Raw genomic sequence first — 25,007 nt, forward strand, 5'->3', positions numbered from 1 at the left:
GTGCGACACGTCTACCTCTGCCCACTGCGCTGGGCCGACATGGATGTCTTCGGGCACGTCAACAACGTCGTCTTCCTCCGCTACCTGGAGGAGGCCCGGATCGACTTCATGTGGCGACTGGCCCCCGGCAAGGACAGCAAGTCCTTCAGCGGGGGGTCGGTCGTGGCCCGTCACGAGATCGACTACCTGCGTCCGCTGGTGCACCGGCACGAGCCGGTCACCATCGAGCTGTGGGTGACGAGGATCAGCGCCGCCTCGCTGACCATCGCCTACGAGATCAAGGACGACGAGGAGGTCTACGTCCGGGCCTCCACCGTCGTGGTGCCCTACGACCTCGAGGCGGCCCGGCCGCGCCGGATCACCCCCGAGGAGCACTTCTTCCTGGAGGAGTACCTGGACGACCCGGAGAAGGCCGTAGCGGTATGAGGGCGCTGGCCCTCGCCGACGCCGGGGAGGCGGCGGACCTCGCCGCCTTCCTGGAGCGGCTGATCCACTACGACCGGGCCGCGGCGGTGCGTCTCCAGGCGGGCGACGGGGTGCTGGCGGTCTTCGGCCGCCCGGCCTCCTTCGAGGTCCTTGCGGTCCGCACCGCCCGGCTCGCCGGGGAACCGGAACATCCCGGGCCCTCTGAGGGCGGTGCGGAGCCCGCGCCCGGTGGCGGGCGGTTCGACCTGACCGTCTCGGCGGGGCAGTTGGCGGACGCGATCGACACCGCCCTGCCCGACGCCGTGACGGAGGCCCGCCCGGGCCGGGGGCTGTCGCTCACGCTCCCCGCCCCGGTCACCGGACCGCCCTGGACGGGGCTCCTTCCGCCCCGAGGCGGCTGGCAGCGGGCCGACGGCCTGCCGGAGCCGGCCGAACTGCGGGCCGCGGTATCGGCCTCGGTGCGGGAGTTCCGGATGCGGACGGAGGCCCTCAGCGCCGAGCAGCGCACCCGGAGCGCCTTGGACGCCATCGGCCGGGAGATCTGGTCCCGCACGCTCGGCACCACCGACCTCCCGGTGCGGGCGGTGCACGCCGCCCGGTCGCTGGGCTTTCTCGGCCGGGCCGCGGAGCGGGAGGCCGTCGGCGCCGCCGGTGAGCGGGGACCCGAACCGCTGACGCTGTTCACCTCGGGCAGCTGGCTCCGGTTGCGCACGCCCTACGGTTCGGTCGCGGTCCGGCGCACCGGACCGCCCGGGTTGGAGCTCACCCCGGCCTGAGCCACCGAACGGCCTGAGCCACCGACTGGGTGGGGCCCGCCGCCGCGAGGCGGGGGCCGTCGCGGTCACAGCGGCCGCGCCCGGTCGCCGGAGCGTGCGTCAGTCGGGCGTGTTGATCAGCGAACCGGCCGCGTAGGTCAGGTAGTTCCAGAGCTGTTCCGCGTGCTCGGGTGCGAGTTCCAGCTCGTCGAGCGCGACCCGCATGTGCTTCAGCCAGGCGTCGTGCGCGGCCCGGTCCACCACGAAGGGGACGTGCCGCATCCGCAGCCGCGGGTGGCCGCGGCGTTCGCTGTAGGTGCGGGGACCGCCCCAGTACTGCATCAGGAAGAGTGCCAGTCGCTCCTCGGCCGGACCCAGGTCCTCCTCCGGGTACATCGGCCGCAGCAGCGGGTCCTCGGCGACGCCCTCGTAGAAGCGGTGCACCAGCCGCCGGAAGGTCGGCTCACCGCCGACCTGCTCGTAGAAGGTCTGCTGCACCGTGCCGCGTGGAATCTCAGTCACTCCTCCATGCTCTCAGATGGGCCTCCGGACCGGGCGGGGACGTGCGACGTCCCGGTTTCGGGAGGGGGCGCCTTCCGTGCCGGAGAAGCGGGAACGGCCCGCCGAGCGGCGGGCCGTCCTCTTTGCTTCCGTCCTGCCGGGCCGGGACCCCGGCCCCGGGCCCGCCGTACCCCGCTGGAGACCGGCGGGGTACGGCGGGCTCAGCCGCGGCGGACCGTGATGGTGGTCCAGGCACCGACATGGACCCGGTCGCCGTCGTTGAGCTGTACCGGGACGAACGGCTGGATCGGTTCCTCCCCGTTGTTGACGGTGGTCCCGTTGGTGGAGTTCTGGTCGATGACCGACCAGTTCCCCTCCGGCCCCTGCACCAGGATCGCGTGCTGGTGCGAGACGCCCGGATCCTCCGGCGGACGGGACAGGTCGATGTCGGGGGACTCGCCGGTGCTCTGCCGGCGCCGGCCGATGGTGACCTGCTGCCCGCTGAGCGTCAGCTGCTGCTCGGGGGAGTAGGCCGGCAGGCTGAGACCGGAGGCCTCCGGACCGCTCCGCGCCATCATCGCGGTGAAGTACTCGCGGTCCGGGGCCACCACCGCCACCCAACTGGTCTGCTGGGGAGGTGCGGCCGGACCGGGCCGGCCGGGCCCGTGGTCGCCGCCGAAGGACGGACCGCCGCCGTGCGGTGCCGGTGCCGAACCGGGCGGCGGCGGCAGCGTCCAGTCGTCACCGCCCCCGGAGCCGGCACCGCGGGCCGGGGCCGGCGGCTGGGGTGCAGGAACCTGCAGGCCGGCGGGGGGTGCGAGGCGCTGTTCGGCCGGCGATCCGCCCTGCGGTGCCTGCGGCTGCCCGGGCTGGAAGCCCGGCTGGGGCTGCTGGGTGTGCTGGGCGAAGCCGGGCGGTGGCGGCGGCATGCCGTGCGGCTGCTGGTGCGGCGGGGTGAACGAGGTGGGGGAGTGGGTGAGGAAGTTGTAGCGGCACTGCTCGCAGAACGGCGCCTGGGCCTCGCGCGGGGTGCGGCACTGCGGGCACAGCTCCGCCTGGGGCCTTCCGCCACCCGGCGGTTGCGGGTACCCGTAGCCGCCGGTGGCGGCTGGTGGAGGGGGTGGAGGCGGTCCACCGTGGCCGGGCGCGGGCGGTGGAGGCGGCGGGACGGCTCCCGCGGATGGCCCACCGGCCATGCGGTGTCCGCAGACCTCGCACCAGTCGTCGGAACCCGACTGGTGACCGTTCGGGCAGGTCGGCATGTCGGTGCTTCCCCCTCTCGGCTCGGCCCCTTCCGGACCGTCTTCCGTCACTTCTTGACGCGAACTGTCTTGATGGAGCGCGTCTCGAGTGTCATCTCGTCGGCTTCCGTGACCTTCGCTTTGAGTCGCACAGTACCGCTCGCCGCGTCGACCACGTCCACCACCTTCGACAGAAGTTTCGCAGTCTCTTCGTTTCCGGACCGGACGGCGAGTTGCACAGCGCGCCCGAGTCTGCTCGTAGCTCCGTCGATATCGCCTGATTTGCGGGCTTCCAGGCCTTGTTGGATCGCCTGCGCCAACTCGGTCTGCCCCAGGTAGTGAGCCACCTGGGGATCCATTACGGAGGACCGGGACAGGTCGTCGGTCCACACGGCGCGCACCAACCCCTGCGCCAACGGCCGCGGTGCGTCCGGCTCCGGTTGCGGCAGGAGCAGCGAGACCCGCGCCGCCAGCATCTCCTGGCCGACCCCGGCGGCCCGAACCCGGAGGCGCAGGTGGTAGTCGCGGGACTCGTCCCCCCAGGAGCCGGTGGGGTAGTCGCCGTTGCGCGGACCCGCATCGGCGCGCCGGTGTGTCAGTTCCTGCACCGTGGGGGCCACCTGTCGGACCGAGAGCACCTCGCTGCCGACCGGTGTCCACAGCCGCAGGGCCACCCCGGACACCTCCTTGCCCATGGTGCTCTCCATCATCCGGACGAAGTCGGCGGCGAGGCCCGTCGGATCGGCGACGATGTCGGCGGTGCCCAGCAGCGCCGCGGCGATCTGGGTCACCTCCGCGACCTCCCAGTCCGTGCCGACGCCGCGGGCGTCGCAGGTGAACCGTCCCGCACAGGCGTCCAGAGCGGCCTGCAGCGCCTCCGGCGGCTCGTGTTCGTTGCGCCCGTCGGTCAGCAGGATCCCGTGCCGGATCGAGACGTCGGCGGTGGCCAGGAGCTGGTCGGCCCGCCGCAGCCAGGTGCCGATGGCCGTGCCGCCGCCCGCGGTGAGCCCGGCCAGCGCCTCCTTGGCACGGACCCGGCTGGCCGCGTCGGCCGTGGCCAGCCGACTGCCACCGGGGTAGACCTCGGTGGCCCGGTGGGTGCCGGCGATCACGGTGAACCGGACCCCGTCGCGCAGCGCGTCGATGGCGGCGGCCGTGGCCGTGCGGGCGTTGGCGAGCTTGGCCGGCGGGTAGGCCATCGAGCCCGAGCAGTCGACCATCAGGGCGACGGCGGCGTCGGGCCCGCCGCCGGTGTGGGTGTGCCGGGCGCCGGAGGACCGGAGGTACTCGCCGCCGATGGTGCCGCCGCCGGTGGCGGTCACCGTCAGGACGGCGTTCACCTCGCAGCCGTCGCCGGGGAGGTAGGGGTTCTGGTGCACCTGGACGGAGAACCGGGGCACGTACGACTTGGAGAAAACAGCCATGGCCAGCTCCTCGGCGCTCCGGTGTGGACGGACTCGGACGAAGACGGACCGGACGGCGGCCCCGGGGGGCCGGCCTCGGCGGGCATCAGCCGCCGAGGCCCGCGGAAGCGTCCGGTCTCAGGCGGAGACGGCCCGGCTCGGCGGCTCCGGAACGGGGAGCACCGCCACGGTCACGTTGTCGTGGCCGCCACCGTCGAGGGCGTAGCCGACCAGGGCCTGTGCGCCGTGCAGGGGGCGGTTGCGTGACTCCGGCGGGACGGCCAGCGCCATTTCGCCGGCCGCCTCGGCATAGTTCCACAGGCCGTCGGTGCACACCACCACCACGCCGGGCCGGTCCGGGGTGAAGGAGGCGGTGTGCGGCTGGAGTTCGTAGGCGTCCGCCCCGAGCCAGCCGGTGATCGCGTGCGCCCGGTCGTCGGCGTAGGCCTCGGCCTCCGACAGCAGGCCGCCGGCGACCATCTGCGCGGCCCAGGAGTCGTCCTCGGTCAGCCGGGCGGACTGCGCCGCCCGGTCGTCGGGTACCCAGTACGCCCGGCTGTCGCCGATCCAGCCGACGGTGAGTACGCCGGAAGCGAGGACCGCGGTCACAATGGTGCAGGCCGGCGCGTTCTGCTGTTCCGGACCGGGGGACGGACCGGTCTCGGCGAGCTGGTTGACGGCCTGGGCCGCGGCGACGATCGCCTCGTGGGTGGCGGGCTCGGCGGCCACCCCGCGGGAGACGGCGGACAGCAGGGACTCGGTGGCCGCCCCGGCCGCCGCCTCCGAGGCCTCGTCCGGGCGGCTCGCCGAGGAGACGCCGTCACAGACGACGGCGAGTACGGCGGGCGAGCCGTCGGGCAGCGCGGCGGTCGCGATGCTGAACGCGTCCTCGTTGCGGTGGTGCCGCAGTCCCCGGTCGGTTACCGCGGCCACCCCCGCCAACTCCTGCTCCATGTGGTCGCGTTCCCGGGGCTGGGCGTGACCGCAGTGCTCGCAGTAGCCGTCCCGGTCGACACGGCCCGCCCGGCAGGCCACACAGTCCCCGGTGGCCGGCTGGAGGCCCGACTCCGCGCCCCCAGGCGCGCCGCCGGGAGCGGCTGCTCCCGGGTCGGCCGAGTCGGTGGTCAGCAGATCGTCCGGCCGGTGCGCCCCGGGGCCGCTCGGATCCGCGGCCGGCCAGCCGGCGGACGGCCCGGCCGGAGGCTCGCCGCCCGCGGTCCAGGGGGCTCCGGGGGCCGGGTAGGAGAGTGCCGGGGCACCCCCACCCGTCGTCGGGTCCGCGGTTGCGAGGTCGGCACCGCAGGCCCCGCAGAAGTTGTCGCCCGGTTCCAGTGGCTCATCGCAGCTCGGGCAGACGGACAGTCGAGGCAGCTGCGGCATCTATCACACCCACGTCCTGGGGCGGAAGCGGTTGGCCCGCTCCACCAGTTCGATTCTTTCTTCGCCGCGCTGAGCGAGCCGTGCCAGGACCCGGTAGGAGCGCTCCAGGCCCGAACGCAGACCCCGCTCGTCCAGCCTGGTGCCGAGCAGCGTCGACGGCCGGCCGCCGACGTCACCGCTCGGCCACGGTCCGGTCGTTGACGCGAGGCCGGCTTCGGCCGGAGCGCTGGGTGGCGCGCCGCGCTCCCCGGAGAGTACCCAGTCGAGTGCGGCGCCCAGTACCTCGGTCGCCAGCAGCTGTTCGCGTACCGTGTCCAATCCGACCTCTCGCAACAGTTCGACCTGCTCGGCCGCGGCGACCAGGTCGTCGAGGAGCGGTTCGGTGGGGGCGCGCCCCCGCAGCCGGGCGCGGATCGCCGCCATCCGCGCCGCCGTGTAGTGGATCGACCCCTCGGGGACGGATTCCAACGCCCGTACCGCGCCGGGCCGGTCCCCGGTGGCCAGCCGCACCCGGGCCAGGCCGAAGGCGGCGCTGACGAAGCCCGGGTCGGTGGTCCACACCAGACGGTAGTACTCGGCGGCGTTGTCCAACTGGCCCAGCACCTCGGCGCAGACGGCGAGTGCGAGCTTCGGCGCGGGCTCCCCGGGGAAGGCGTCGTAGACCGCGTCGAAGGAGAGCGCGGCCATCTCCCGGTCGCCCGCCACCAGCGAGAAGAGCCCGCGGTGCCAGACCACCCGCCAGTCGGTCGGATGGCGCCACTCCAGGGTGTCCAGCGCCTGGGAGGCGGACGCCGAGTCGTTCAGCTCCAGTCGGGCGCGGAGTTCACGCAACTGCCGCTCCACCGAGTCGACCGGGACCGACCAGAGGGCGAGGAGCAGATCGGCCGGGTTGGAGGCCGACAGCCCGGCCAGAAAGCCCGCGTTGGGATCTGCGGGGTCGACTCGGGGGACGGGCAGCGCCAGCGCGGCGGCCGTGACGTCCAGCGGTTCCACGCCGAGGCCCCGGTCCGGGGCGCCGCCACCTGTCCAACCGGGGTGGTGCGCCGTTCCGTCGGCCACCGCGGGCGCGCTGGAGCCGCCGGGCCGGTGGGCGGGGTGCGGACCGGCCGGCTGCGCGGGGATCAAGCCGGCCGGGGCGGCGGGCCGGGAGCCCGACCGCGCCGGCCACCACCGGGGTGGCCGGCGGAGACCGAGCGGCGACACCGGTTCCGACCGCTCGGCGAAGAGACGGCTGTCGGTGACCCGCAGCTCGGGGCCGAAGAGCCGGGACAGCGCCGGCCGGGGCCGGTCCGTCCGCAGCGCCACGACCTCCCGCAGCACCCCGGTCAACTGCTCGGACATCTCCTCCGCGGAGGCGAACCGCCGTTTCGGATCGGGGTCGGTGGCCCGGACGAGGAACCGGTAGAACGACTCGTAGCGGGTGAACGGCTCGATGCCGTCAGGCGGGGGCAGGCTGTCCACGAAGACGTTGGTGTAGCCCTGGAAGTCGAAGGTCAGCACGGCGAGGGTACGGGCGACGGTGTAGAGGTCCGAGGCGATGGACGGCCCGATCTCCGGGACCTCCGGGGCCTGGTAGCCGACCGTGCCGTAGATCGGGCTCTCGGTGTCGTCCATCCGCCGGACGGCGCCCATGTCGATCAGCTTGAGCTGGTCGTCCTGCTGTATGGCGTTGTCGACCTTGAAGTCGCAGTAGAGGAGGTTCCGGCTGTGCAGGTGGCCGAGCGCCTCCAGAGCCTCCAGGCCGTAGGCGCACGCCTGCTCCACCGGAAGCGGCTGGCGCCGCCCCTCCGGGGTGCGCAGACCGTTGGCGATTTCCTTCAGCGACTTGCCGCCGACGTACTCCATCACTATGTAGCCGTCGAGGCTGCCGGTCCGCCGGTCGAGGTGTTCGACGAAGTTGTAGATCCGGACGATGTTGGAGTGCTCGATCTCGGCGAGGAAGCGGCGCTCCGAGACGGCCGCCGCCAGCGCGTCCTCGTCACCGGTGTCCAGCAGGCCCTTCAGTACCACCCAGCGGTCGCTCACCGCCCGGTCCACGGCGAGGTAGATCCAGCCCAGCCCGCCGTGCGCCAGGCAGCCGGCGACCTGGTACTGGCCGTGCAGCACCTCGCCGACGTGCAGTTTCGGCACGAAGGAGTACGGGTGGCCGCACTTGGTGCAGAACCCCTCGGTGCGGCCGGGCTGGTCGCCGCGGGACCGGCCGACCGGCGCTCCGCAGTCCCCGCGGCTGCAGAACCGCTTCCGCTCGGGCACCTCCGGATTGGGCAGCACCACCGTCCGCGGGTCCGGGCGAGGCACGTCCGGCACCGTGACCAGCCCCGCGCCCAGCTTGCTGCGGCCCGAGGTCGCCGCCGCCACCGACCCCGAGGTGCGCACCGACACCGATCGGGCGCTGGACTGCCCGGAAGAGGACCGGGAGAGGCGGCCGGAGACCGACCGGTGGGAGGAGGACGAGCGGGAGGACCGTCCGGAGGAGGCGGCCGAGGAGGAGGCGGAGGGCCGGGAGGAGGGCGCCGCCGCGCGGCGCCCCGCGCTCGCGGTGCTGGTGGCGGCAGAGTAGACCACGCCCTTCGAGGCGACCTCAGGAGCCAGCCCGCAGGTGTCGCAGTAGAGTTCGCCGCCCCCGACGTCCTCGTACGAGCCCGGGCAGTCGGGCCGCTGGCACCTGGTCAACATGGTCTCCCGCTCTCCGCTGAACTGTTCGGCGGCCCGCCGCTCACCGGCCCGTCGCCGGGGAGCGGTCCCGCCGCCGGGCCCGTGGTCGCCGACTCGGCGGTGGCCCGCTGGTACCTGCTGACGGCCCGCTCGGCGGCGCGCAGATCACACGGTGCGCTCCACAGCAGTCGGCGGGCGGTGTCGTAGAGCTCCTCGAGGAGCGGATCCCCGGCGACCCCCTGGTGGGTGGCCCGCGCCCGGCAGGCGTCGAGCCGGCTGCGCAGTCCGGCCCGGACCGCCAGCGGGGCCGTCACCGCGGTGAGTGACTCCCGTGCCCGGGACAGCTCCTCCTCCGCACGCTCCTCCAGGCTGTCCAGCAGGGGGGACAGCCGGTGCCACTGGGAGTGGCGGCGGTAGCGGGCGGCGGCCGTCAACTGCTCGTGCAGCACCGTCGGCGGGCCGCTGACCGCGGGGACCTCGGACGCGGCGATCTTGGCGAGGACCTCGCCCCGCGCGGTGCGGGCCTCGGCCAACGTGCGGTCGGCGCGCGAGAGGACGTCGCGGAGCCGGTACAGCCGCTGTTCCGCGTCCTGCCGGACGGTCAGCACCGCCTCGACGTCCCGGCGGACGTCCTCCAAGGCGCGGGCCGCGCGGTCGTAGGCCGAGGTGTCGGGCCGTCCGCTGCCGGGTGCCGAACTCGCCGAGCCGCCTCCGGCCGCCGACCAGAAGGCCAGTGGATCGGAGACCACCCGCGCCCGGAGGGCGGTCAGTTCGGCGGTGATGTGCTCCAGCTCGTCACCGGCGGGGTGCTCGCCGGGACGCACCCCGACGGAGCGCGCCAGCGACCGGATCCGCCGCAGTTCGGCGCCGAGCATGTCCATCCGGGCGGGCAGCGCCGACCAGACCTTGTCGGCGGCGATGACCACGTCCAGCGCCTGCCGGTACCAGCCGTTGATCCGGTCGACGAGCTCCCGGAAGCCGAGCGGTTCGCCGGACGGGGCCGGCTCCGGCCCGCCGGCCGCCGGCTGCTCGGTGCTGCGCTCCGGGGCGCGGCCGACCGGGGGGACGACGCAGCCGCCGCTCAGCAGCTCGGTGAGCTCGCTCAGCTCCGCGTGGTCGGGCCAACGCCGGCGCTCCCGGACGGCGCGGGCCCGGCGGAGCCCCTCGGTGTACGCCTCGAAGTGGGTCCACAGGCGGGCGGTGGCCTCCTCGGCCGCGGCCCAGCGGGCTCTGGTCTCCCCGGTCAGCTCGGTGCCCTCCAGCATTCGGCGGCCGGCGTGCTCCTGGAGCGTCAGCAGCGAGGCCTCGATGGCCTGGTGCTCGGCGCTGAGCCGGGCCAGGGCCTGGTCCACCGCTTCCCGGTCCATGACCGGACCCCGTGCCTGCCCCGCGGAGTCGGGGAGGGGCGGCCCTGAGACCCCCATCGATCACCTCTCCAATGTGTGCGGCCACCGGCCGTCGATCGTCAAGAACCCCGGTACTTGGGGGCCGGAGGGCCGTCGATGCCCTTCAGGTCCGCCGCGAGCCACCGGTGGTACGCCTGCATCCAGGGGCTGCCCGACCCACCGCTCCGGTAGTCCTCCAGGACCTTGTTCACCCGGCGCACCAGGTCCTTGTCCTCCAGGTTCATCGCCACGCCGTAGGGCTCCTCGGTGAACGGCTCACCGACCAGGCGCACGGAGGGGTCCTGGGCGGCTTGGCCGGCGGCGAGCGCGTTGTCGGTGACCACCGCGTCCACCTCGCCCAGTTGCAGCCGCACCAGGCAGTCGAGTTGGTTGGGGACGGTCATGACCTCGGCGCCGTGCGACTCCTTCTCCAACTCGCTCTCACCGGTGGAACCGGACGCGGTGCACACCTTCTTGCCGCGCAGCGAGTTGTCGAAGGCCGTGATGGGGGAGTCCTTCGGCGCGAGGACCTGCTGTCCCGCTTCGAAATAGGCGGTGGAGAAGGCGACCTCCTTGATCCGTGCGCAGTTGATGGTCATCGTACGGGCCACGATGTCCACTTTGTGCTGTTGGAGCGCGGTGATGCGCTGGTTGGTGGGGATCGTCCGGTAGATGACGGCGTCCGGGTCGCCGAGGATCTCCTCGGCGACGGCCCGCACCAAGTCGATGTCGAAGCCGCTGAGTCTGCCGTTGGCCGGGTCCCGGTAGCCCCAGCGGAAGCTGTTCTGGTCGACACCGGCGATCAGCTTGCCGTTCTTCTTGATCCGCTTGACGGCCGCACCGTCGACCTCGGACGGCGGCAGACTGGCCTCCGGATCCCGGCAGTCCTCCTCGGCCGCCCGCACGGCCCGCACGGGCCCCGGGCCGGACGCTCTGCCGGCGCTCGAATCCCGCTCGCTGTCGGCGGCCAGCGGCAGCACCGTGCTGACCAGGGCGCACGTCACCGCCATGGCCGCGACGCCGCCCCAGCCGCGCAACCTCCGCGCGGGGGTCGCCCGAGACCCGTCACTCCGCATTCCGCTCCTCATCCCCGCACGCCGTACCGCCGCGCGTCCGCTCTCCACCTGCTCCGCGTACCCGGCCGTGCGGGCCCTGTTCACCGGTACTCCGCAAGCCGCCGGCCGACGCCCAGCACGGCCGCGACGGCCCCGAGCAGGGCGAGCAGGACGGCGCTGGTCGGCAGTGCGGTGAGGGCGCCGCCCCCACGCTCCACGGCCTGTTTGAACTCCTGCTGCTCGTGCGCCAGCGCGGCCTTCAGACTGGCGTCCACCTGGTCGAAGCACTCAGCGGTGGTGCCCTCCGCGCCGATCACCTTCTTCAGCGCTCCGGCGTAGTCACCGCTCTCGTCGGTGGCCCGGGCGGCGGCGTGCCGCTCGCGCCACTCGCGGACCCCGGTGACCGCCTCGGCCACCGGCTTCCGCCCCTTGAAGTCGTTGGCCAGATCCTGCGCCCGCCCGAGCAGGCTCTCCGGGCTGACCCCGTCCTCGGAGCCGCCCGCGGTCTCCCGCATCGCGGCCTGGTAGCCCTGCTCGTAGAAGTCCTCACCGTCGTCGGTGAGGACCGCGCCCCGGGCCACCAGTGTCAGGCTCTCGTCCCCGCGGGCCTGGAGGGTGCTGATCCGGGCCTCGTTGAGTACCTGGAGCGACTTGAACCCGTACTCGTAGGAGTCCGTCAGCCCGGACCTGGCCAGGCCGTGCCCGGCGACCAGCCAGAGCAGGACGACGGTGCTGGCGGCGGTGGCCGCGAGCAGGCCCCGGTTGAACACCCGGTTGGTTCTCAGGAAGTCGCGCCGCTGGGCCCACCCCAGCGCCAGCAGGGCGGCCGCACCCAGCCCGAGGGCGAACCACGGCCACTCCATCGCCTTCCGGTGGTCCGTCTGCAGCTGGGCCGTCTCGGCCTCGTAGAGCGCGCGGGCGGCGGGCAGTAGTTCGGTCCGCATCCGCTCGTTGGCGTAGCGCAGGTACGCGCCGCCGAGCGGCAGGCCCTGCCGGTTGTTGGCCCGGGCCTGCTCGACCAAGCCGGTGTAGACCGGGAGTTGCTGGCTGATCCGGTCGATCTGGGTGCGGGCCGATCCGGGTGCGTGGCTGTCGGCCGCCGCCTTCACCAGCAGTTCGGACGCCCGGTCGATGTCCTGCTGGTAGCGCTCCCGGATCTCCGGTGACCACTGGCCCTCGGAGAGGAAGCCGGCGGCGGCGGTGGTGTCGGCGTCGGCCAGTGAGCGGTAGAGGCTCGCGGCGTCGGCGCTCAGCTGCTGGCTGCCGGGCACCACCCGGGTCGCACCGTCCGACCGGTCGGAGACCTGCCAGGCCGTCACCGAGCCGAAGGCCATCACGAGCACCGCGACCACGACGCTGATGATGCGCAGCCGGCCGGGCTCGGTGGTCGCCGCCCGCCGCAGCCGACGCACCCGGTCGGACCAGGAGTCGTGCGGCTCGGGGTCCGGTGCCTCCGCCACCGCCTGCTGCGGCCACCCGGCGGCCGGCGGCCCCGCCCGCAGTTCCGCTCCGTGGTGGAGAACGGGCGGGGGCGGAACCCTCCCGCTCGGCGGATACGTCACTTGCCCTCCCCCACGATCACTGGCCCCGACCCGTCACCCGGGGCGGCGGGGGACAGGTGCCCGGCCAGCAGTATGGCCCCACACACAACCTCCACACCAGGAACGGCCCCGGTTGGACGCCGAATCGTCATGGCCCGGCTATCAACTGACTTGCCGTCAGGTGACTGCCGGAGCGCGCCGCTCTCCCCGGTCCGGCGTCCTCAGTGCGCGGCGCCGAGCGCCGGGCCGTCCGGCGCGGACGCGTAGTACGAGCGGAGCCGGGCGGCGGCCTCCGGACCGCTGCCGAGGCGGTCCAGCCCCAGCAGCGCCGCCCCCAGCACCGGCGGAGCGGTCACCACCCGGGGCACGGCCTTCGGCGCCCGGTCGGCGAGCAGTTCGACCACCCGGTCGTGCAGCAGCGGGTGGCGGGCGGCGGCCACACTGCCACCGAGCAGCACCGGCGCCTCCTCACCGAGGAGACTGAGCCGCTCCAGCGCCACACAGGCCATCAGGACGATCTCCTCGGCCTGCCGGTACACGATCGAGCGCGCGACCCGGTCGCCCCCGGACGCCGTGGCGAACAGCACCGGGGCCAGCTCGTGTTGCCGCCCCCTCGCGATCCGCCCCAGGTGCACGGCCTCGATCAACGCGTACATGCTGGGCAGCCCGAAGTGCTCCGGCAGGGCGCGGGCCAGCTCCGTCGGCTCGCCGCGCCCGTCCTCGGCGCGGACCGCGAACCAGATCGCCTCCTCGGCGAGTCCGGCTCCGCCGCCCCAGTCTCCCGAGAGCCGTCCGACGGCGGGGAAGCGTGCGGTGCGGCCGTCCGGCAGCATGCCCGCGCAGTTGATGCCGGCCCCGCACACCACGGCGACCCCGCGCGGCTCGTCGGTGCCGGCCCGCAGGACCGCGAAGGTGTCGTTGGCGACGTCCGTGTCCACCCCCCAGCCGCGCCGCTCCAACTCCTCCCGCAGCCGCCGCTCCTCGACCGGCAGGTCGGCGTTGGCGAGGCAGGCCGACACCCGGCGGGCGTACGGCGGGCCGCTCGTTCCGGAGCCGCCGGCTCCGCCGCGGGCGGCCACGGCCCGGGCCACCGCCTCGGCCAGCACGTCCACCGCGGGCCCGACGCCGACGGCCGGCGGGCGGAAGCCCCCACCGCGGGCGGTGGCCAGCACACCGCCGTCCGCGCCGATCAGTGCCACATCGGTCTTGCTGTTGCCCGCGTCGATCGCGAGCACCCCGGCGACCTCGGTCAAGCCCACGGCAGGTACTCCCGGTTGTGTGCGATCAGATCGTCCGTCAGCCGCTCGGCGTACTCGATCTGTCCGATGAGCGGGTGGCTCAGCAGTGCGTCGAAGACCCGGCCCCGGCCGCCGTGGAGCGCCGCCTCCAGGGCCAGCCGCTCATACGCCGTGACCTGCGCGATGAGTCCGGCGAACAGCGGTTCCACGGGGTCGACGGGCAGCGGACGGGTGCCTTCGGCGTCCACCGCCGCCGGGACCTCGACGACCGCGTCGTCCGGGAGGAAGGGCAGGGTGCCGCGGTTGAAGGTGTTGACCACCTGGGTGCCGGGGACGCCCGTCCCGCCGCCGGTGCCCAGGAGCGCGGCGGCGAGGGCGACGGCGGCCTCCGAGTAGAAGGCGCCGCCGCGCTTGGCGAGCAGCGCGGGCTTCTCGTCCAGCGCGGGGTCCGCGTACATCTCCAGCAGCCGCTCCTCCATCGCGGACACCTCGGCCGCCCGGGAGGGCTTGGTGGCCATCTCCCGGACCACCTCGTCGTGCTGGTAGAAGTACCGGAGGTAGTACGAGGGCACCACCCCCAGGCGCTCCAGGAACGCGGGCGGCATCCGCAGGTCCGCGGCGATCGTCCCGCCGTGTTCGGCCAGGAGCTTGGGGAGCAGGTCGACACCGCCGACCCGGACGCCGCGCTCCCAGGTCAGGTGGTTCAGCCCGACGTGATCCAGTTCGATCTGCTCCGGCGGGACCTCCAGCAGCCGGGCGAACTTCCGTTGGAAGCCGATGGCCACGTTGCACAACCCCACCGCCCGGTGGCCGGCGGTCAGCAGCGCCCGGGTGACGATGCCGACCGGGTTGGTGAAGTCCACGATCCAGGCGTCCGGGTTGCGCCGGCGCACCCGCTCGGCGATGTCCAGCACCACCGGCACGGTGCGCAGCGCCTTGGCCAGGCCGCCCGCCCCGGTCGTCTCCTGACCGACGCAACCGCACTCCAGCGGCCAGCTCTCGTCCTGCCGGCGGGCCGCCTGCCCGCCGACGCGGAGCTGCAGCAGCACGGCCTCGGCGCCGTCCACCCCGGCGTCCAGGTCACCGGTCCTGGAGATCCGCCCCGGGTGGGCCTGCCGGGCGAAGATCCGCCGCGCCAGACCGCCGACCAGTTCCAGCCGGTCCGCGTCCGGGTCGATCAGGACCAGCTCCGTCAACGGCAGGACGTCGCGCAGCCGGGCGAATCCGTCGATGAGCTCGGGGGTGTAGGTGGACCCCCCGCCGACCACTGCCAGTCGCATGTTCGTTCAGCCCCTTCCTCCGGTGGTCGCGGGGCTCGGTCGAAGCGCCCCGTGATGACGCCCCCGGGAACTTGATTCTCCGTCAACCCTCGTGCGACGCGGCGGGGCCCGGTGCCCCCGGCCCGCGAGCGGACGGCAGCGGCCCGGTGCCGGTGGTCGCTGAGGGGCTGCCGCCGGAGCCGCCCGAGCCTCCGGAGCCGCCCGAGCCTCCGGAGCCGGACGGTCCGGCGGGAGCTGCCGGTTCGGCCCCCTGCCTGGGCGCCGTGGTGGGCAGGACACCGGTGTCCGCACCGCCCACGATCCGGATACCTGCGGCGTCGAGCGCCTGTTTGATCCGCCAGCGCAGCTCCCGCTCGACTGCGAGCGACTCGCCGGGCATCGTCCTGACCTGGGTCCGCACCATCATGGACTCCAGCGTCACCGCCTCCAGCCCCAGCACCTCGACCGGGCTCCACAGCCGTTCGATCCAGGCCTCCTCGCCGGCCAGTCGCTCGCCGGCCTCCTCGATGGTCCGGCGGACCTTCTCCAAGTCCTCCTCGTAGTGGACCTGGACGTCGACGACGGCCGTCGCCCAGCCCTGACTCTTGTTCCCGACCCGCTTCATCTCCCCGTTGCGGACGTACCAGATCTCGCCGCCCTCGCCGCGGAGCTTGGTGACCCGAAGCCCCACCTCCACCACTTCGCCGCAGGCGGCCCCGGCGTCGATGGTGTCCCCCACGCCGTACTGGTCCTCCAGGATGGTGAAGGTGCCGGAGAGGAAGTCCGAGACCAGGTTGCGCGCGCCGAAGCCCAGCGCGACACCGAGGACACCCGCGCTGGCGGCGAGTGGGGCGAGGTCGATGTCCAGCACGGAGAGCACGCTCATCACCGCCGTGCCGAAGATCACGAAGGAGGTGACGCTGCGGAGCACCGACCCGATCGCCTCGGAGCGCTGGCGGCGGCGCTCGGCGTTGCCCAGCAGGCCGCGGAGCGCGGTTCCGTCCGCTCCCCGGCGGCGGTTCATCCGGGAGACCAACTTGGTGATCGCCCGCCGGAGGAGGTACCGGACGGCGAAGGCGGTCAGCGTGATGAGCAGGATCCGCAGGCCCACGGAGAGCCAGTGGGACCAGTCCAGCCGGGTCCAGACGGCGGCCAGCGGGCCGCCGCCCGAGTCCGCCGCGAGCGGGTGCGGCCATCCGGTGGTACCGAGTGCGGACGACCACGTCACGGTGGAAACCCCCTGTCGATCGACCCGTCCCGTGTGCTGCGGGCGGGCGCGGCTCACCACACTAACGACTGGACGTTTCCGACACCGCCGACCGGGCGCTCCGGACGGCGCTCCCGGCGGCGCGGTCGTCCCCGAGCCGCCGGGGTGACCGGTGACACCCGCCGCGGTGGCATCCCCCGGGAGCGGGGCCGCGCCGCGGCCAGAACCCGCTCCGCCGCCCCCGCCACCGTGGTACGGGCACCCGGAGCCGCCCGTAGCGGAGCCGCAGTCCGTCTCGCGGGGGCTGGCCGCGGTGGTCCGGAACAGCCCCATGTGGTGGAAAACACCCCCCATGCGTTACCTGTACGTGGTGGCGCGGTGGGCGGGGCTGAGGAGAGACTGTGTGGCAGATCGCCGGGCGCGAGCCACGCGCCGCGGTGTACAAGGAGGCACCCGTGCCGCATGTCCTGGTCCTCAACGCGTCGTACGAGCCGCTCGGCGTCGTACCGCTCCGACGCGCGCTCATTCTCGTCCTCAACGACAAGGCGGTCAGCCTGGAGGACTCCGGCGCCCTGATGCGCAGTGCGACCCGCGTCATCCCCGCTCCCAGTGTGGTGCGGCTGAAGCGCTTCGTGCGGGTCCCCTTCCGGGGGCCGGTGCCGCTCACCCGCCGCGCCCTGTTCGCCCGGGACGGTGGCCGCTGCGTCTACTGCGGTGCCACCGCGACCAGCGTCGACCACGTCGTGCCGCGCAGCCGGGGCGGACCGCACGTCTGGGAGAACGTGGTCGCCGCCTGCCGGCGCTGCAACCACGTCAAGGCCGACCGGCACGTCGCCGAGCTCGGCTGGCGGCTGCGCCACCAGCCGGCGCCACCGTCCGGCCTGGCCTGGCGGATCATCGGCACCGGGCACCGGGACCCGCGCTGGCTGCCCTATCTGGAGCCGTACGGGGCGGAGGACGCGCTGAGTCGGATCGACGGGGTGTCGGCCTGAGGAGGCCGTACCCCGGCTCGCCGCGGTGGAGGACCGGTTCAGCGCCCCCGGTCGTCCGCCGGGCCGTCGCCGCTGGCGACCGCGTAGAGCTCAACCGACCAGAGCGAGTAGCCGAACCGGGTGGCCCGCCGCTCGCCCTGGATCCGGACGAACCGGGCGCCTGGCGCGTCGAACCGCACCACCTCGCGGCCGCCGCCGCCGTTCCGCACGGTGGCCGCGGTGCGCCAGGTACGGCCGTCGGCGGAGACCTGGATCCGGTAGCGGGCGGCGTACGCCTCCTGCCAGTGCAGCACCGCCTGGCCGAGGTGGCGCGGGCGGTCCAGCTCCACTTGGAGCCAGGCGCCGTCCTCCGCGGGTGAGGACCAGCGGGTCCGACGATCCCCGTCGACGGCCGCCGAGGCCGGGAAGTCCGCGGTCTCCTCCCCGGAGGAGACCGTCTCGGCGCCGCGCGCCAGGTCCGGTCCGCCGGTCCGGTGGGAGACCCGCACGGTCAGCGTGCGGGTCTGCCCGGCGAGGTCCAGCGGCACCCGGTAGCTGCCGGGCGGGGTGCCCTTCTCGGCCCGCACCCGGACCGGCAGCGACGTCTTCGCCCCGCGCCGGAGCGACACCCGCTCGGGCAGGTCCACGGTGATGCCTCGGGGAGCCTTGGCGCGCAACCGGCCCCGCACCTCCCGGGGGCGGTCGGAGGTCAGCTCGGCCAGCACCTGCTGCGGGCCGCCGCCGATCTCCACGTCGGTCTCCTCGCGTTCCAGTGCCGAGCGGGCATCCGGGTTGTCCGTGTGCCAGGGCGCCAGCCGGTGCACCTCGGGCGGGCGGGCACCCTGCGGCCAGGAGAGCCGTACCGCGTCCGCACGCACCCCGCGGGCCGGCAGCTCCGTCCAGCCGCTGCCCGACAGCGGGCCGATCCGCCGCCAGCCCTCGCCCGGCACCCGCACCTCCACCGCGGTGCGGCGGCCGGCGCCGTCACCGGTCGGGGAGGTCAGGACGGTCACCGCCTCCAGCGGACGGGGACGCCCGAGGGAGACGCGGAACTCGGTGCCGCCCGCCTCCACGGAGGACTCCGGGCGGGTGTTCGCCCCGCCGGACCACGCCTCCGCCCGGGCCAGCGTGCGGTCCAGGAAGGGGTCGAGGACCCCCTCACCCACGGTCTCCGGTGCCCGGCCGATCGCCTTCCGGAGCCGCCGGACCTCCAACTCCGCCCGCCAGGCGGCGGCGCCGTCCCCCTTCCGCAGGGCGAGCAGCACATCGACGGCCCGCTGCCCGGCCTCGCCGTAGCGGGCCAGTTGCTCCAGCCACGGGCCCACCTCCCGCGCCAGCGCGCCGCCCTGTGCCTCGGACAGCTGCCGGGGTGCGCCCCGCATCACCCCGAAGGCCTTCCGGAGCCGTTCGGTGGCCGTGCCGAACCGCTCGGCGTCGTCACCGTCGTCGCTCCGCCACACGGCCTCGATCAGCGGACGCAGATAGGCCGACTCCTCCGCTCCGAGCACCGAGGACGCGTCGTTGCCGGCGAGGGCGCGCAGCGCCGCCCGGGGGCCGGGGTCGGCGCCGGCGAGGTCGTCGACGGCCGCCCGCCAGGAGTCCGCGGGCCGGTACCCGCGGGGGTTCCAGGCGTAGTCGGCGGCCGTGAACAGCGGTATCCGGGAGGCCGTCGGCTGCTCCATGGCGTTGGCGAGCAGCGCCTCCGAGCCGGTGGCCACACCCGGCTCCCGGCCCGTGTAGGGGCCCAGGAAGATCCGGTCCCGGGCGTAGTCGTTGACCGGGTAGTTGTCCACGGTGACCAGCGGGTGTGCGAAGACCTGCCGCGCGGTCGCGACCTCGGACCCGGTGATCGTCCTCGGCACCACGCCCACCCCGGTCCAGGCGACCCGCACCCGGGGACTCAGCGCCTTCGAGAGCGCCCGCCGGTATTCGGTCTGCCCGTCCTGGTAGTACTCGGTCGGCATCAGCGTCAGCGCGGCCGAGCCCGGGTGGCGCCGGGCGAGGTGCTCGGCCACCGCGTTCGCGAAGTGCGCCTGCGCCCGCGCCGCGGCCCGCGGCCCGGACCCGAAGCGGTCGCGGTCCTCCCCGCAGTGCCACTCGTCGTAGCTGACGTCCTGGAACTGCAGTTGGAAGGAGCGCACCCCCAGCGCCCACATCGCGTCCAGCTTGCGGTTGAGGGCCCGAAGATCGTCCTCGTCCGCGAAGCAGAGCGCCTGCCCCGGGGCCACCGCCCAGCCCAGGGTGACGTGGTTGCGGCGGGCGCGGTCGGCGAGCTCCCGGAAGGCGGCGCGCTGCTCGGCCGGGTAGGGGTCGCGCCAGCGGGCCTGCCGGTAGGCGTCGTCGCCCGGGGCGTACAGGAAGTGGTTCTGCTTGGTCCGTCCCAGGAAGTCCAGGTGCGCCAGCCGCTCCCGGGGGGTCCAGGGGGTGCCGTAGAAGCCCTCCGTCGTGCCGCGCTCGGCGATCCCGGGCCAGTCGCGGACGACCGCTCCGGCGATGGTGGCGCGCTCGCCGCCCCCGGAGGGCCCGACCACCAGTTGGCGGAGGGTCTGAACGGCGTGGAAGAGGCCGTCGGGGCCCTCGCCGGAAAGCGCCACGGTGTCCCGGCCCTCGAACCGGCCGACGGCGAGCCGGTAGCCGCCAGCGGGCAGATCGGCGCGGAGCGGGGCGCGCAGACCGCGCAGCGCCTCTTCGGCGCCAGGGCCGCCGGCCCGCACCACCAGCGCCTCGGAGGGGAGTCCGGCCCCGGGGGCCAGCTCGCCGACCTCTTCGGCCCCGGCCGAACGCAGCACCTCGCGCAGCGCCTCCAGCGCGTGGGGGTCCACCCCCTCGGCGGCCACCAGGGCGACCTCGGTGCCCACCGGGACGGAGCGGCCCTGGGCCCGGATGTCGTGCGGGCGCGGCCAGACGGCCGGGACGGACCGGCCGCCGGAGCGGTTCCGCTCCTGCGGGGCCGCGGTGGCCGGACCCTCCGAAGGCTTCACGGGAGCCGCGGCTGCCCCGGGCGCGCCGCCGAGCAACCCGCCGACGAGGGCCGCGGCGAGCGCCGTGGCCCGCGCGACGCGAGGCCGGCGGCCCGGCCGGGGGGCGCTTCCCGGCGCGCCGCGGGGCTCCTCGTCCGCCGGCTTCGGGCTGCGGTACTGCACGGCCATCTCCTCGCCCTGGAACTGAGTACCCGTGACCTCGTGCCGCGGTTGCGCGCGGTCGCTCGTCCCGCGCCTGGTGGCAGTCGGGACAAAGAGCCCATCACCGGCCGCTGGGAGTGTCAACGACCACGCCCGGTGTGACGTGTTCGCCCCACTTCGGCCGGGCGGGACGCCGCTCTCCCCGTTCCCGGGACCGGGTCCCTATGATGGCGCCGTGGCGGAACCCCACGAACTGACGATGCTGGAGCAGGCCGCCGCCCTTCGGCGGGCGGAGCTGTCGCCCGTCGAGCTGACGGAGCACTACCTGCGCCGCATCGAGCGGCTGGACGGCGCGGTCGGCGCGTATCTCACCGTGACCGCGGACCGGGCCTTGGACGACGCCCGGCGGGCCGAGCAGCTACTGGTCGACGGCGGCGAACCGCCGCCGCTGCTGGGAGTGCCGCTGCCGATCAAGGACCTGGACCCGGTGCCGGGGGTGCGGTTCACCGCCGGATCGGTGGTCTTCGCCGACCGGATCGCGCCGAAGGGGAGCGACACCTCCCTGGTGGAACTGGTGCGGGACGCCGGCACGGTGCTGCTGGGCAAGACCAACACGCCCGAGTTCGGGCTGCCGGCGTACACCGAGGGCGACGTCGGACCACCGGCCCGCACCCCCTACGACCCGGGCCGGGGCGCCGGCGGTTCGAGCGGCGGGGCCGCCGCGGCCGTCGCGGCCGGGCTCGCCCCCGCCGCGCAGGGCAGTGACGGCGGCGGATCCATCCGCATCCCAGCCAGCTGCTGCGGCCTGGTCGGCCTCAAGCCCAGCCGGGGCCGGATCAGCCCGGCCCCCCACGGGGACGTCAGCGGCCTGGCCACCGACGGCCCGCTCGCCCGTACCGTGCGGGACGTCGCCGCCCTCCTCGATGTGCTGGCGGTGCCGTTCCCCGGCGACCCGGTGCCGATGGCCGCGCCGGAGGAGACCTTCCTGGGCGGCTGCGACCGGCCCCCCGGGCGTCTGCGCATCGGCCGCTGGGCCCAGCCGGACGTGCCGGACGTGGCGGTGGACCCCGAGGTCCTGGCCGTCTACGAGGAGACCTCCCGGCTGTTGACCGACCTCGGCCACGAGGTGGTCGACGTGGAGCAGCCGCTGCGCCCCGGTGACCGGGACACCTTCACCCCGGTCTGGGCGGTGCTCGCGGCGCTCACCCCGGTGCCGGCGGACCGCGAGGCGGAGCTGCTGCCGCTCACCCGCTGGCTGCGCGAGCGGAGCCGCGGGGTGAGCGGGGTCGACTACGCCCGCAGACTCGCCGCCATGCAGCGGGTGGGGCGCCGCTTCGCCACGGCCGTGGCGCGCTACGACGCGGTGCTCACCCCCACCCTCGCCCAGTTGCCCGCCCCGGTGGGAGCGCTGCGGAACGACGCGGATCCGGCCGCCGACTTCCAGGCGCAGATCGCCTTCACCCCCTTCACGGGGCCGTGGAACATCGCCGGGCTGCCCGCGGTCTCGCTGCCGCTGGGATGGACGGAGGCCGGGCTGCCGGTGGGCATGATGCTCGGCGCGGCGCATGGTGAGGAGGCCCGTCTGCTGGCGCTGGCGGCCCAGCTCGAGGCGGCCGCACCCTGGTCCCACCGGCGACCGGCCGTGTGGTGAGGTGCACTTCCCGGCTCGGACGGCCGACGGTGTCCGGTCACCACGGAGCGCCGCAAATCCGCCGCGAAGAGCGGGGTCGGACGCAAACCTCTGCGCTCGAATTCGGCTTCCGCAGGGAAAAAGACGAACACGATGGTGTGACCTGAGACACGTTCGTGTGGTGTTCACGTCTGCGGATCCGTCTGCTGGGTAGGGCTATGCCCTGTCCTGTCGCCAATGACCGGAGGCCCCCGTGGTCGCCACAGTCCCGCTGATGCTCTCCGCCGTCCCCAAACCCGCCGGCCCCGTCGACCTCACCCCTCCGGGCGGCCTGGAACCCGTCAACCCGTTGGACGCCCACGGCCTCTCCGACCCCGACTGCGGACTGGACGGCGCCAGCTCCGGCGAGTACGCCGAGCCGCCCCTGACCAGCGAACCGCCGCTGGCCGACAGCGCCCCGCTCACCAGTGAGCCCCCGCTGGCCACCGAACCCCCGCTCACCAGCGAACCGACCGTCACCGGCATGGGTACGGAGCCCCTGGAGGTCTGATGGGCCGCGCGCGACTCGCCGCCCTCCACGGCGTCGCCACCTCCTATCAGCCCACACCCCGCGGCACGGTCGCGGTCCCCGACTCCACCGTCGTCGCCGTGCTCGCCGCCCTGGGGATCGACGCCTCGACCCCGGGTGCCGTCCGCGCCGCCCTCGACCACCACGACCACGGCGCCCGCCAACGACTGCTACCACCCACCCTCGTGCTGCGCTCCGGCCGTCCACCAGGCCCCGGCACACTGCCCGATCTGCCCGAGGGCGCCGTCCTGCGGGTCCAGACCGAGTCCGGTGACTCCCTCGACTGGGGACTCGACCGGAGCTCCCCCGAAATCCGGCTGCCACTGGGCGTCCACACCCTCCGCGCCCACGCTCCGGACGGGCGCTCGAGCCGCGCCACGCTGATCGTCGCACCGGCCCGGATGCCGGCTCCCCCCGAGCGCACGCACGGCTTCCTGCTCCAGCTCTACTCGCTCCTCTCCGACCGATCCTGGGGCCTTGGCGACCTCGGCGACCTCTCCGAGTTCGCCTCCTGGGCGGGGCGCGCGCCAGCCGCCGGATTCGTCCAGCTCAACCCGCTGCACGCGGCCGTACCCGGCCGCCCGACCGACCCATCGCCCTACCGGCCCGGCTCCCGGCGCTTCCCCGATCCGGTGTACCTGCGGGTGGCGGACGTACCGGAGTTCGCCCGGCTCCCCGGCGAACTGCGGGCCCGGGCCGCGGAGCTCGCAGCCCGGGCCGGGGAGCTCCGCGCGGGCGTGCTGCACCGCGGAGCGCTGATCGACCGGGACGCGGTCTGGCGGCTGAAGCGTACGGCCCTCGAACTGGTGTGGACCGTGCCGCTCTCCTCCCGGCGGCACGCCGCCTACCGGCGTTTCCTGGACGAGCGGGGACAGGCGCTGGAGGACCACGCGACCTGGTGTGCGCTCGCCGAGGTGCACGGCCCGCGGTGGCGCTCCTGGCCGGCCGGGCTCGACGATCCCCGCTCGGCCCGGACCGAGCGGGCCCGGGAGGAACTGCGCGGCCGGGTCGACTTCCACCGCTGGCTGAGCTGGCTCACCGACGAGCAGCTCGCGGGGGCCCAGCGGGCCGCCGAAGAGGCCGGTATGCCCGTCGGCCTCGTCCACGACCTGGCGGTGGGGGTGCACCCGGAAGGCGCGGACAGCTGGGCTCAGCAGGAACTCTTCGCCTCCGGCATGTCCGTCGGCGCGCCACCGGACGCCTTCAACACCCGAGGCCAGGACTGGGGCCTTCCGCCATGGCGGCCGGACGTCCTGGCCGACTCCGGATACACCCCCTACCGGGAGCTGCTCCAGGCGGCGCTGCGCCATGCCGGAGGGCTGCGGCTCGACCACGCGATGGGCCTGTTCCGGCTCTGGTGGGTGCCCGAGGGACGCGACCCGGCGGAGGGGACGTACGTCCGGTACGACGCCGAGGCGATGCTCGGGACGCTCGCCCTGGCCGCGCACCGGGCGAACGCGGTGGTGGTGGGGGAGGATCTGGGTACCGTCGAACCGGGTGTCCGGGAGCGGCTGGCGGACAGCGGAGTGCTGGGTACCTCGGTGCTCTGGTTCGAGCGCGGCGAGGGCCGGCCTTCCGGCGCCGAGCGGCGGCCCGCCGGGGAGCCGGCTCCGCCGCCGGCTGAGCCGCTCTCGCAGCCCCTGGCGCCGGGGGCCTGGCGGAGCGGATGCCTGGCCACCGTCACCACGCACGACCTGCCCAGCACCGCGGCCCGGCTCACCGGCGACCACCTCCGGCTGCGGCACCGGCTCGGTCTGCTCGCTCGTCCGCTCGCCGTGGAGCAGGCCGAACTCGATGCCGAGTTGGGGCAGTGGCGGGTGCTGCTGGACCGGCTGGGGCTGCTGCCCGAGGGTGCCTGGGGCGGCAGCGGGGCGCCGGACGAGCGGGCGGTGATCGAGGCCGTCCACCGTTTCGTGGCCGGCACCCCGGCCCGGATGGTGGGCATCTGGCTGCCCGACGGGGTCGGCGACCGCCGCCCGCAGAACCTCCCCGGCACCTGCCGGGAGTACCCGAACTGGCGGCTGCCGATCGCCGACGACCGGGGCCGGCCGGTCACGCTCGGGCAGCTCATGGCCTCGGACAGACTGCGTTCCCTGGTGGCCGCGGTGGCGGCCGCCGGGGCCGGTCGCGCCGGTGCCCCCTCCCCGGCGGCCCCGGCGCGCGCCGGGACCGGTCCCGGCGGTCGGCGGGACGGCGTCCGAAAACCGGTCTGAGGGGACCCGGGTGTCCGCTCCGGCGGCCGGTTCGCTACGTTTGGGGTGTGGACAAGAAGAACTCACTGCGCGCCGGAGCTGTGGCCGCCGGTTCGACGCTGATGATGCTGCTGATGTCGTCCCCCGCGCTCGCGCTCGTGCGCGATGACGGTGACGACCCCGGCCCCGGGCTGAGCGTCGGTGAGACGCTGGGCCTCTACGTGGTGACCCCGATCGTCGCCTTCCTGGTGATCGCCGGCCTGGTGGTGGCGGGGGAGCGGATGGGCCAGAAGGAGCGCTGACCGACGCACCGGGGGCGCCTCCGCTCCGCAGGTGATCGACGAAGGGCCGTTCCGGTATGTGGTACGCCGGAGCGGCCTTCGGTGTGCCCGCGGACGGTGCTCTGCGTGGCGCGGCGGAGGGAGTCGACGGACGGGAGACCCTCTTCGGAGGAGTGTGCTCTTCCTGCCGGGACGGT

At 74.6% G+C, this 25,007-nt stretch carries 20 protein-coding genes; 8 read left to right on the forward strand and 12 right to left on the reverse strand.

The genetic code is table 11. The annotated features are described in order from the left end of the window. Both BGP73_RS01175 and BGP73_RS01180 read left to right on the forward strand, forming a co-directional pair. A complete protein-coding gene (locus tag BGP73_RS01175; RefSeq protein ID WP_170837724.1) occupies positions 1-426 on the forward strand; it encodes an acyl-CoA thioesterase in 426 nt (141 codons plus the stop codon). Then, on the forward strand, positions 423-1,202 hold the full coding sequence (locus BGP73_RS01180) for a hypothetical protein (protein WP_069811362.1): 780 nt from the start codon (positions 423-425) through the stop codon (positions 1,200-1,202). The genes BGP73_RS01175 and BGP73_RS01180 overlap by 4 nt, the downstream gene beginning before the upstream one ends. Positions 1,203-1,301: 99 nt before the next feature. On the opposite strand, the gene BGP73_RS01185 is transcribed toward BGP73_RS01180, so the two are convergent. The 5 genes from BGP73_RS01185 to BGP73_RS01205 form a co-directional block, all read right to left on the reverse strand. Continuing rightward, positions 1,302-1,703, reverse strand: coding sequence for a globin (locus BGP73_RS01185; RefSeq protein WP_069811364.1), 402 nt, complete (start codon positions 1,701-1,703; stop codon positions 1,302-1,304). Between the two features lie 200 nt (positions 1,704-1,903). After that, on the reverse strand, positions 1,904-2,944 hold the full coding sequence (locus BGP73_RS01190) for an FHA domain-containing protein (protein WP_069811366.1): 1,041 nt from the start codon (positions 2,942-2,944) through the stop codon (positions 1,904-1,906). Positions 2,945-2,991: 47 nt separating this feature from the next. Then, positions 2,992-4,347 (reverse strand): vWA domain-containing protein, encoded by a 1,356-nt coding sequence (locus tag BGP73_RS01195; protein ID WP_069811368.1) that lies wholly within the window; start codon positions 4,345-4,347, stop codon positions 2,992-2,994. A 117-nt stretch (positions 4,348-4,464) separates the two neighbouring features. Beyond that, a complete protein-coding gene (locus tag BGP73_RS01200; RefSeq protein WP_069811369.1) occupies positions 4,465-5,706 on the reverse strand; it encodes a PP2C family serine/threonine-protein phosphatase in 1,242 nt (413 codons plus the stop codon). 3 nt (positions 5,707-5,709) lie between these two features. Next, the gene (locus BGP73_RS01205) at positions 5,710-8,004 is read right to left on the reverse strand and encodes a tetratricopeptide repeat protein (protein ID WP_441350747.1); all 2,295 of its coding nucleotides are present in this window, start codon (positions 8,002-8,004) and stop codon (positions 5,710-5,712) included. A 10-nt stretch (positions 8,005-8,014) separates the two neighbouring features. On the opposite strand from BGP73_RS01205, the gene BGP73_RS24005 reads away from it, so the two are divergent. Beyond that, on the forward strand, positions 8,015-8,266 hold the full coding sequence (locus BGP73_RS24005) for a hypothetical protein (RefSeq protein ID WP_441350748.1): 252 nt from the start codon (positions 8,015-8,017) through the stop codon (positions 8,264-8,266). Between the two features lie 109 nt (positions 8,267-8,375). Here the strand turns inward: BGP73_RS24005 and BGP73_RS01215 are convergent, their stop codons facing one another. The 6 genes from BGP73_RS01215 to BGP73_RS01240 form a co-directional block, all read right to left on the reverse strand. Next, a complete protein-coding gene (locus tag BGP73_RS01215) occupies positions 8,376-9,785 on the reverse strand; it encodes a hypothetical protein (RefSeq protein ID WP_069811372.1) in 1,410 nt (469 codons plus the stop codon). A 41-nt stretch (positions 9,786-9,826) separates the two neighbouring features. After that, complete coding sequence (locus BGP73_RS01220; RefSeq protein WP_069811374.1) at positions 9,827-10,822, reverse strand: glutamate ABC transporter substrate-binding protein; 996 nt, start codon at positions 10,820-10,822, stop codon at positions 9,827-9,829. A gap of 80 nt (positions 10,823-10,902) precedes the next feature. Then, positions 10,903-12,363, reverse strand: a complete 1,461-nt coding sequence (locus BGP73_RS01225) for a hypothetical protein (RefSeq protein WP_374701105.1) — start codon at positions 12,361-12,363, stop codon at positions 10,903-10,905. Between the two features lie 200 nt (positions 12,364-12,563). Continuing rightward, positions 12,564-13,601, reverse strand: a complete 1,038-nt coding sequence (locus BGP73_RS01230; RefSeq protein WP_079127106.1) for an N-acetylglucosamine kinase — start codon at positions 13,599-13,601, stop codon at positions 12,564-12,566. Next, positions 13,592-14,860, reverse strand: a complete 1,269-nt coding sequence (locus BGP73_RS01235) for a 6-phospho-beta-glucosidase (protein WP_069811377.1) — start codon at positions 14,858-14,860, stop codon at positions 13,592-13,594. Before BGP73_RS01235 ends, BGP73_RS01230 begins: the two co-directional genes overlap by 10 nt. Positions 14,861-14,942: 82 nt before the next feature. Beyond that, positions 14,943-16,067, reverse strand: coding sequence for a mechanosensitive ion channel family protein (locus tag BGP73_RS01240; RefSeq protein WP_069811379.1), 1,125 nt, complete (start codon positions 16,065-16,067; stop codon positions 14,943-14,945). Between the two features lie 434 nt (positions 16,068-16,501). On the opposite strand from BGP73_RS01240, the gene BGP73_RS01245 reads away from it, so the two are divergent. After that, entirely contained in the window at positions 16,502-17,038 is a 537-nt protein-coding gene (locus BGP73_RS01245) for an HNH endonuclease (protein ID WP_069812037.1), read from the forward strand. Positions 17,039-17,076: 38 nt separating this feature from the next. On the opposite strand, the gene BGP73_RS01250 is transcribed toward BGP73_RS01245, so the two are convergent. Next, on the reverse strand, positions 17,077-20,034 hold the full coding sequence (locus BGP73_RS01250) for a beta-N-acetylglucosaminidase domain-containing protein (RefSeq protein WP_069812038.1): 2,958 nt from the start codon (positions 20,032-20,034) through the stop codon (positions 17,077-17,079). Positions 20,035-20,374: 340 nt separating this feature from the next. Between BGP73_RS01250 and BGP73_RS01255 the strand changes: the two genes are divergently transcribed. The 4 genes from BGP73_RS01255 to BGP73_RS01270 all read left to right on the forward strand — a co-directional run bounded on the left by BGP73_RS01255 (position 20,375) and on the right by BGP73_RS01270 (position 24,831). Beyond that, positions 20,375-21,790: an amidase gene (locus BGP73_RS01255; RefSeq protein ID WP_069811381.1), complete on the forward strand. Its 1,416-nt coding sequence runs from the start codon at positions 20,375-20,377 to the stop codon at positions 21,788-21,790. 232 nt (positions 21,791-22,022) lie between these two features. Continuing rightward, positions 22,023-22,319 carry a hypothetical protein gene (locus BGP73_RS01260; RefSeq protein ID WP_079127109.1) on the forward strand — a complete coding sequence of 99 codons (297 nt, stop codon included), beginning with the start codon at positions 22,023-22,025 and terminating at the stop codon, positions 22,317-22,319. Then, entirely contained in the window at positions 22,319-24,550 is a 2,232-nt protein-coding gene (malQ, locus tag BGP73_RS01265; RefSeq protein ID WP_069811382.1) for a 4-alpha-glucanotransferase, read from the forward strand. The genes BGP73_RS01260 and malQ overlap by 1 nt, the downstream gene beginning before the upstream one ends. Before the next feature lie 47 nt (positions 24,551-24,597). Then, positions 24,598-24,831, forward strand: coding sequence for a hypothetical protein (locus BGP73_RS01270; protein ID WP_069811384.1), 234 nt, complete (start codon positions 24,598-24,600; stop codon positions 24,829-24,831). Positions 24,832-25,007 lie beyond the last annotated feature (176 nt).

Source organism: Streptomyces sp. TP-A0874 (assembly GCF_001748085.1).
Lineage (GTDB): Bacteria > Actinomycetota > Actinomycetes > Streptomycetales > Streptomycetaceae > Streptomyces.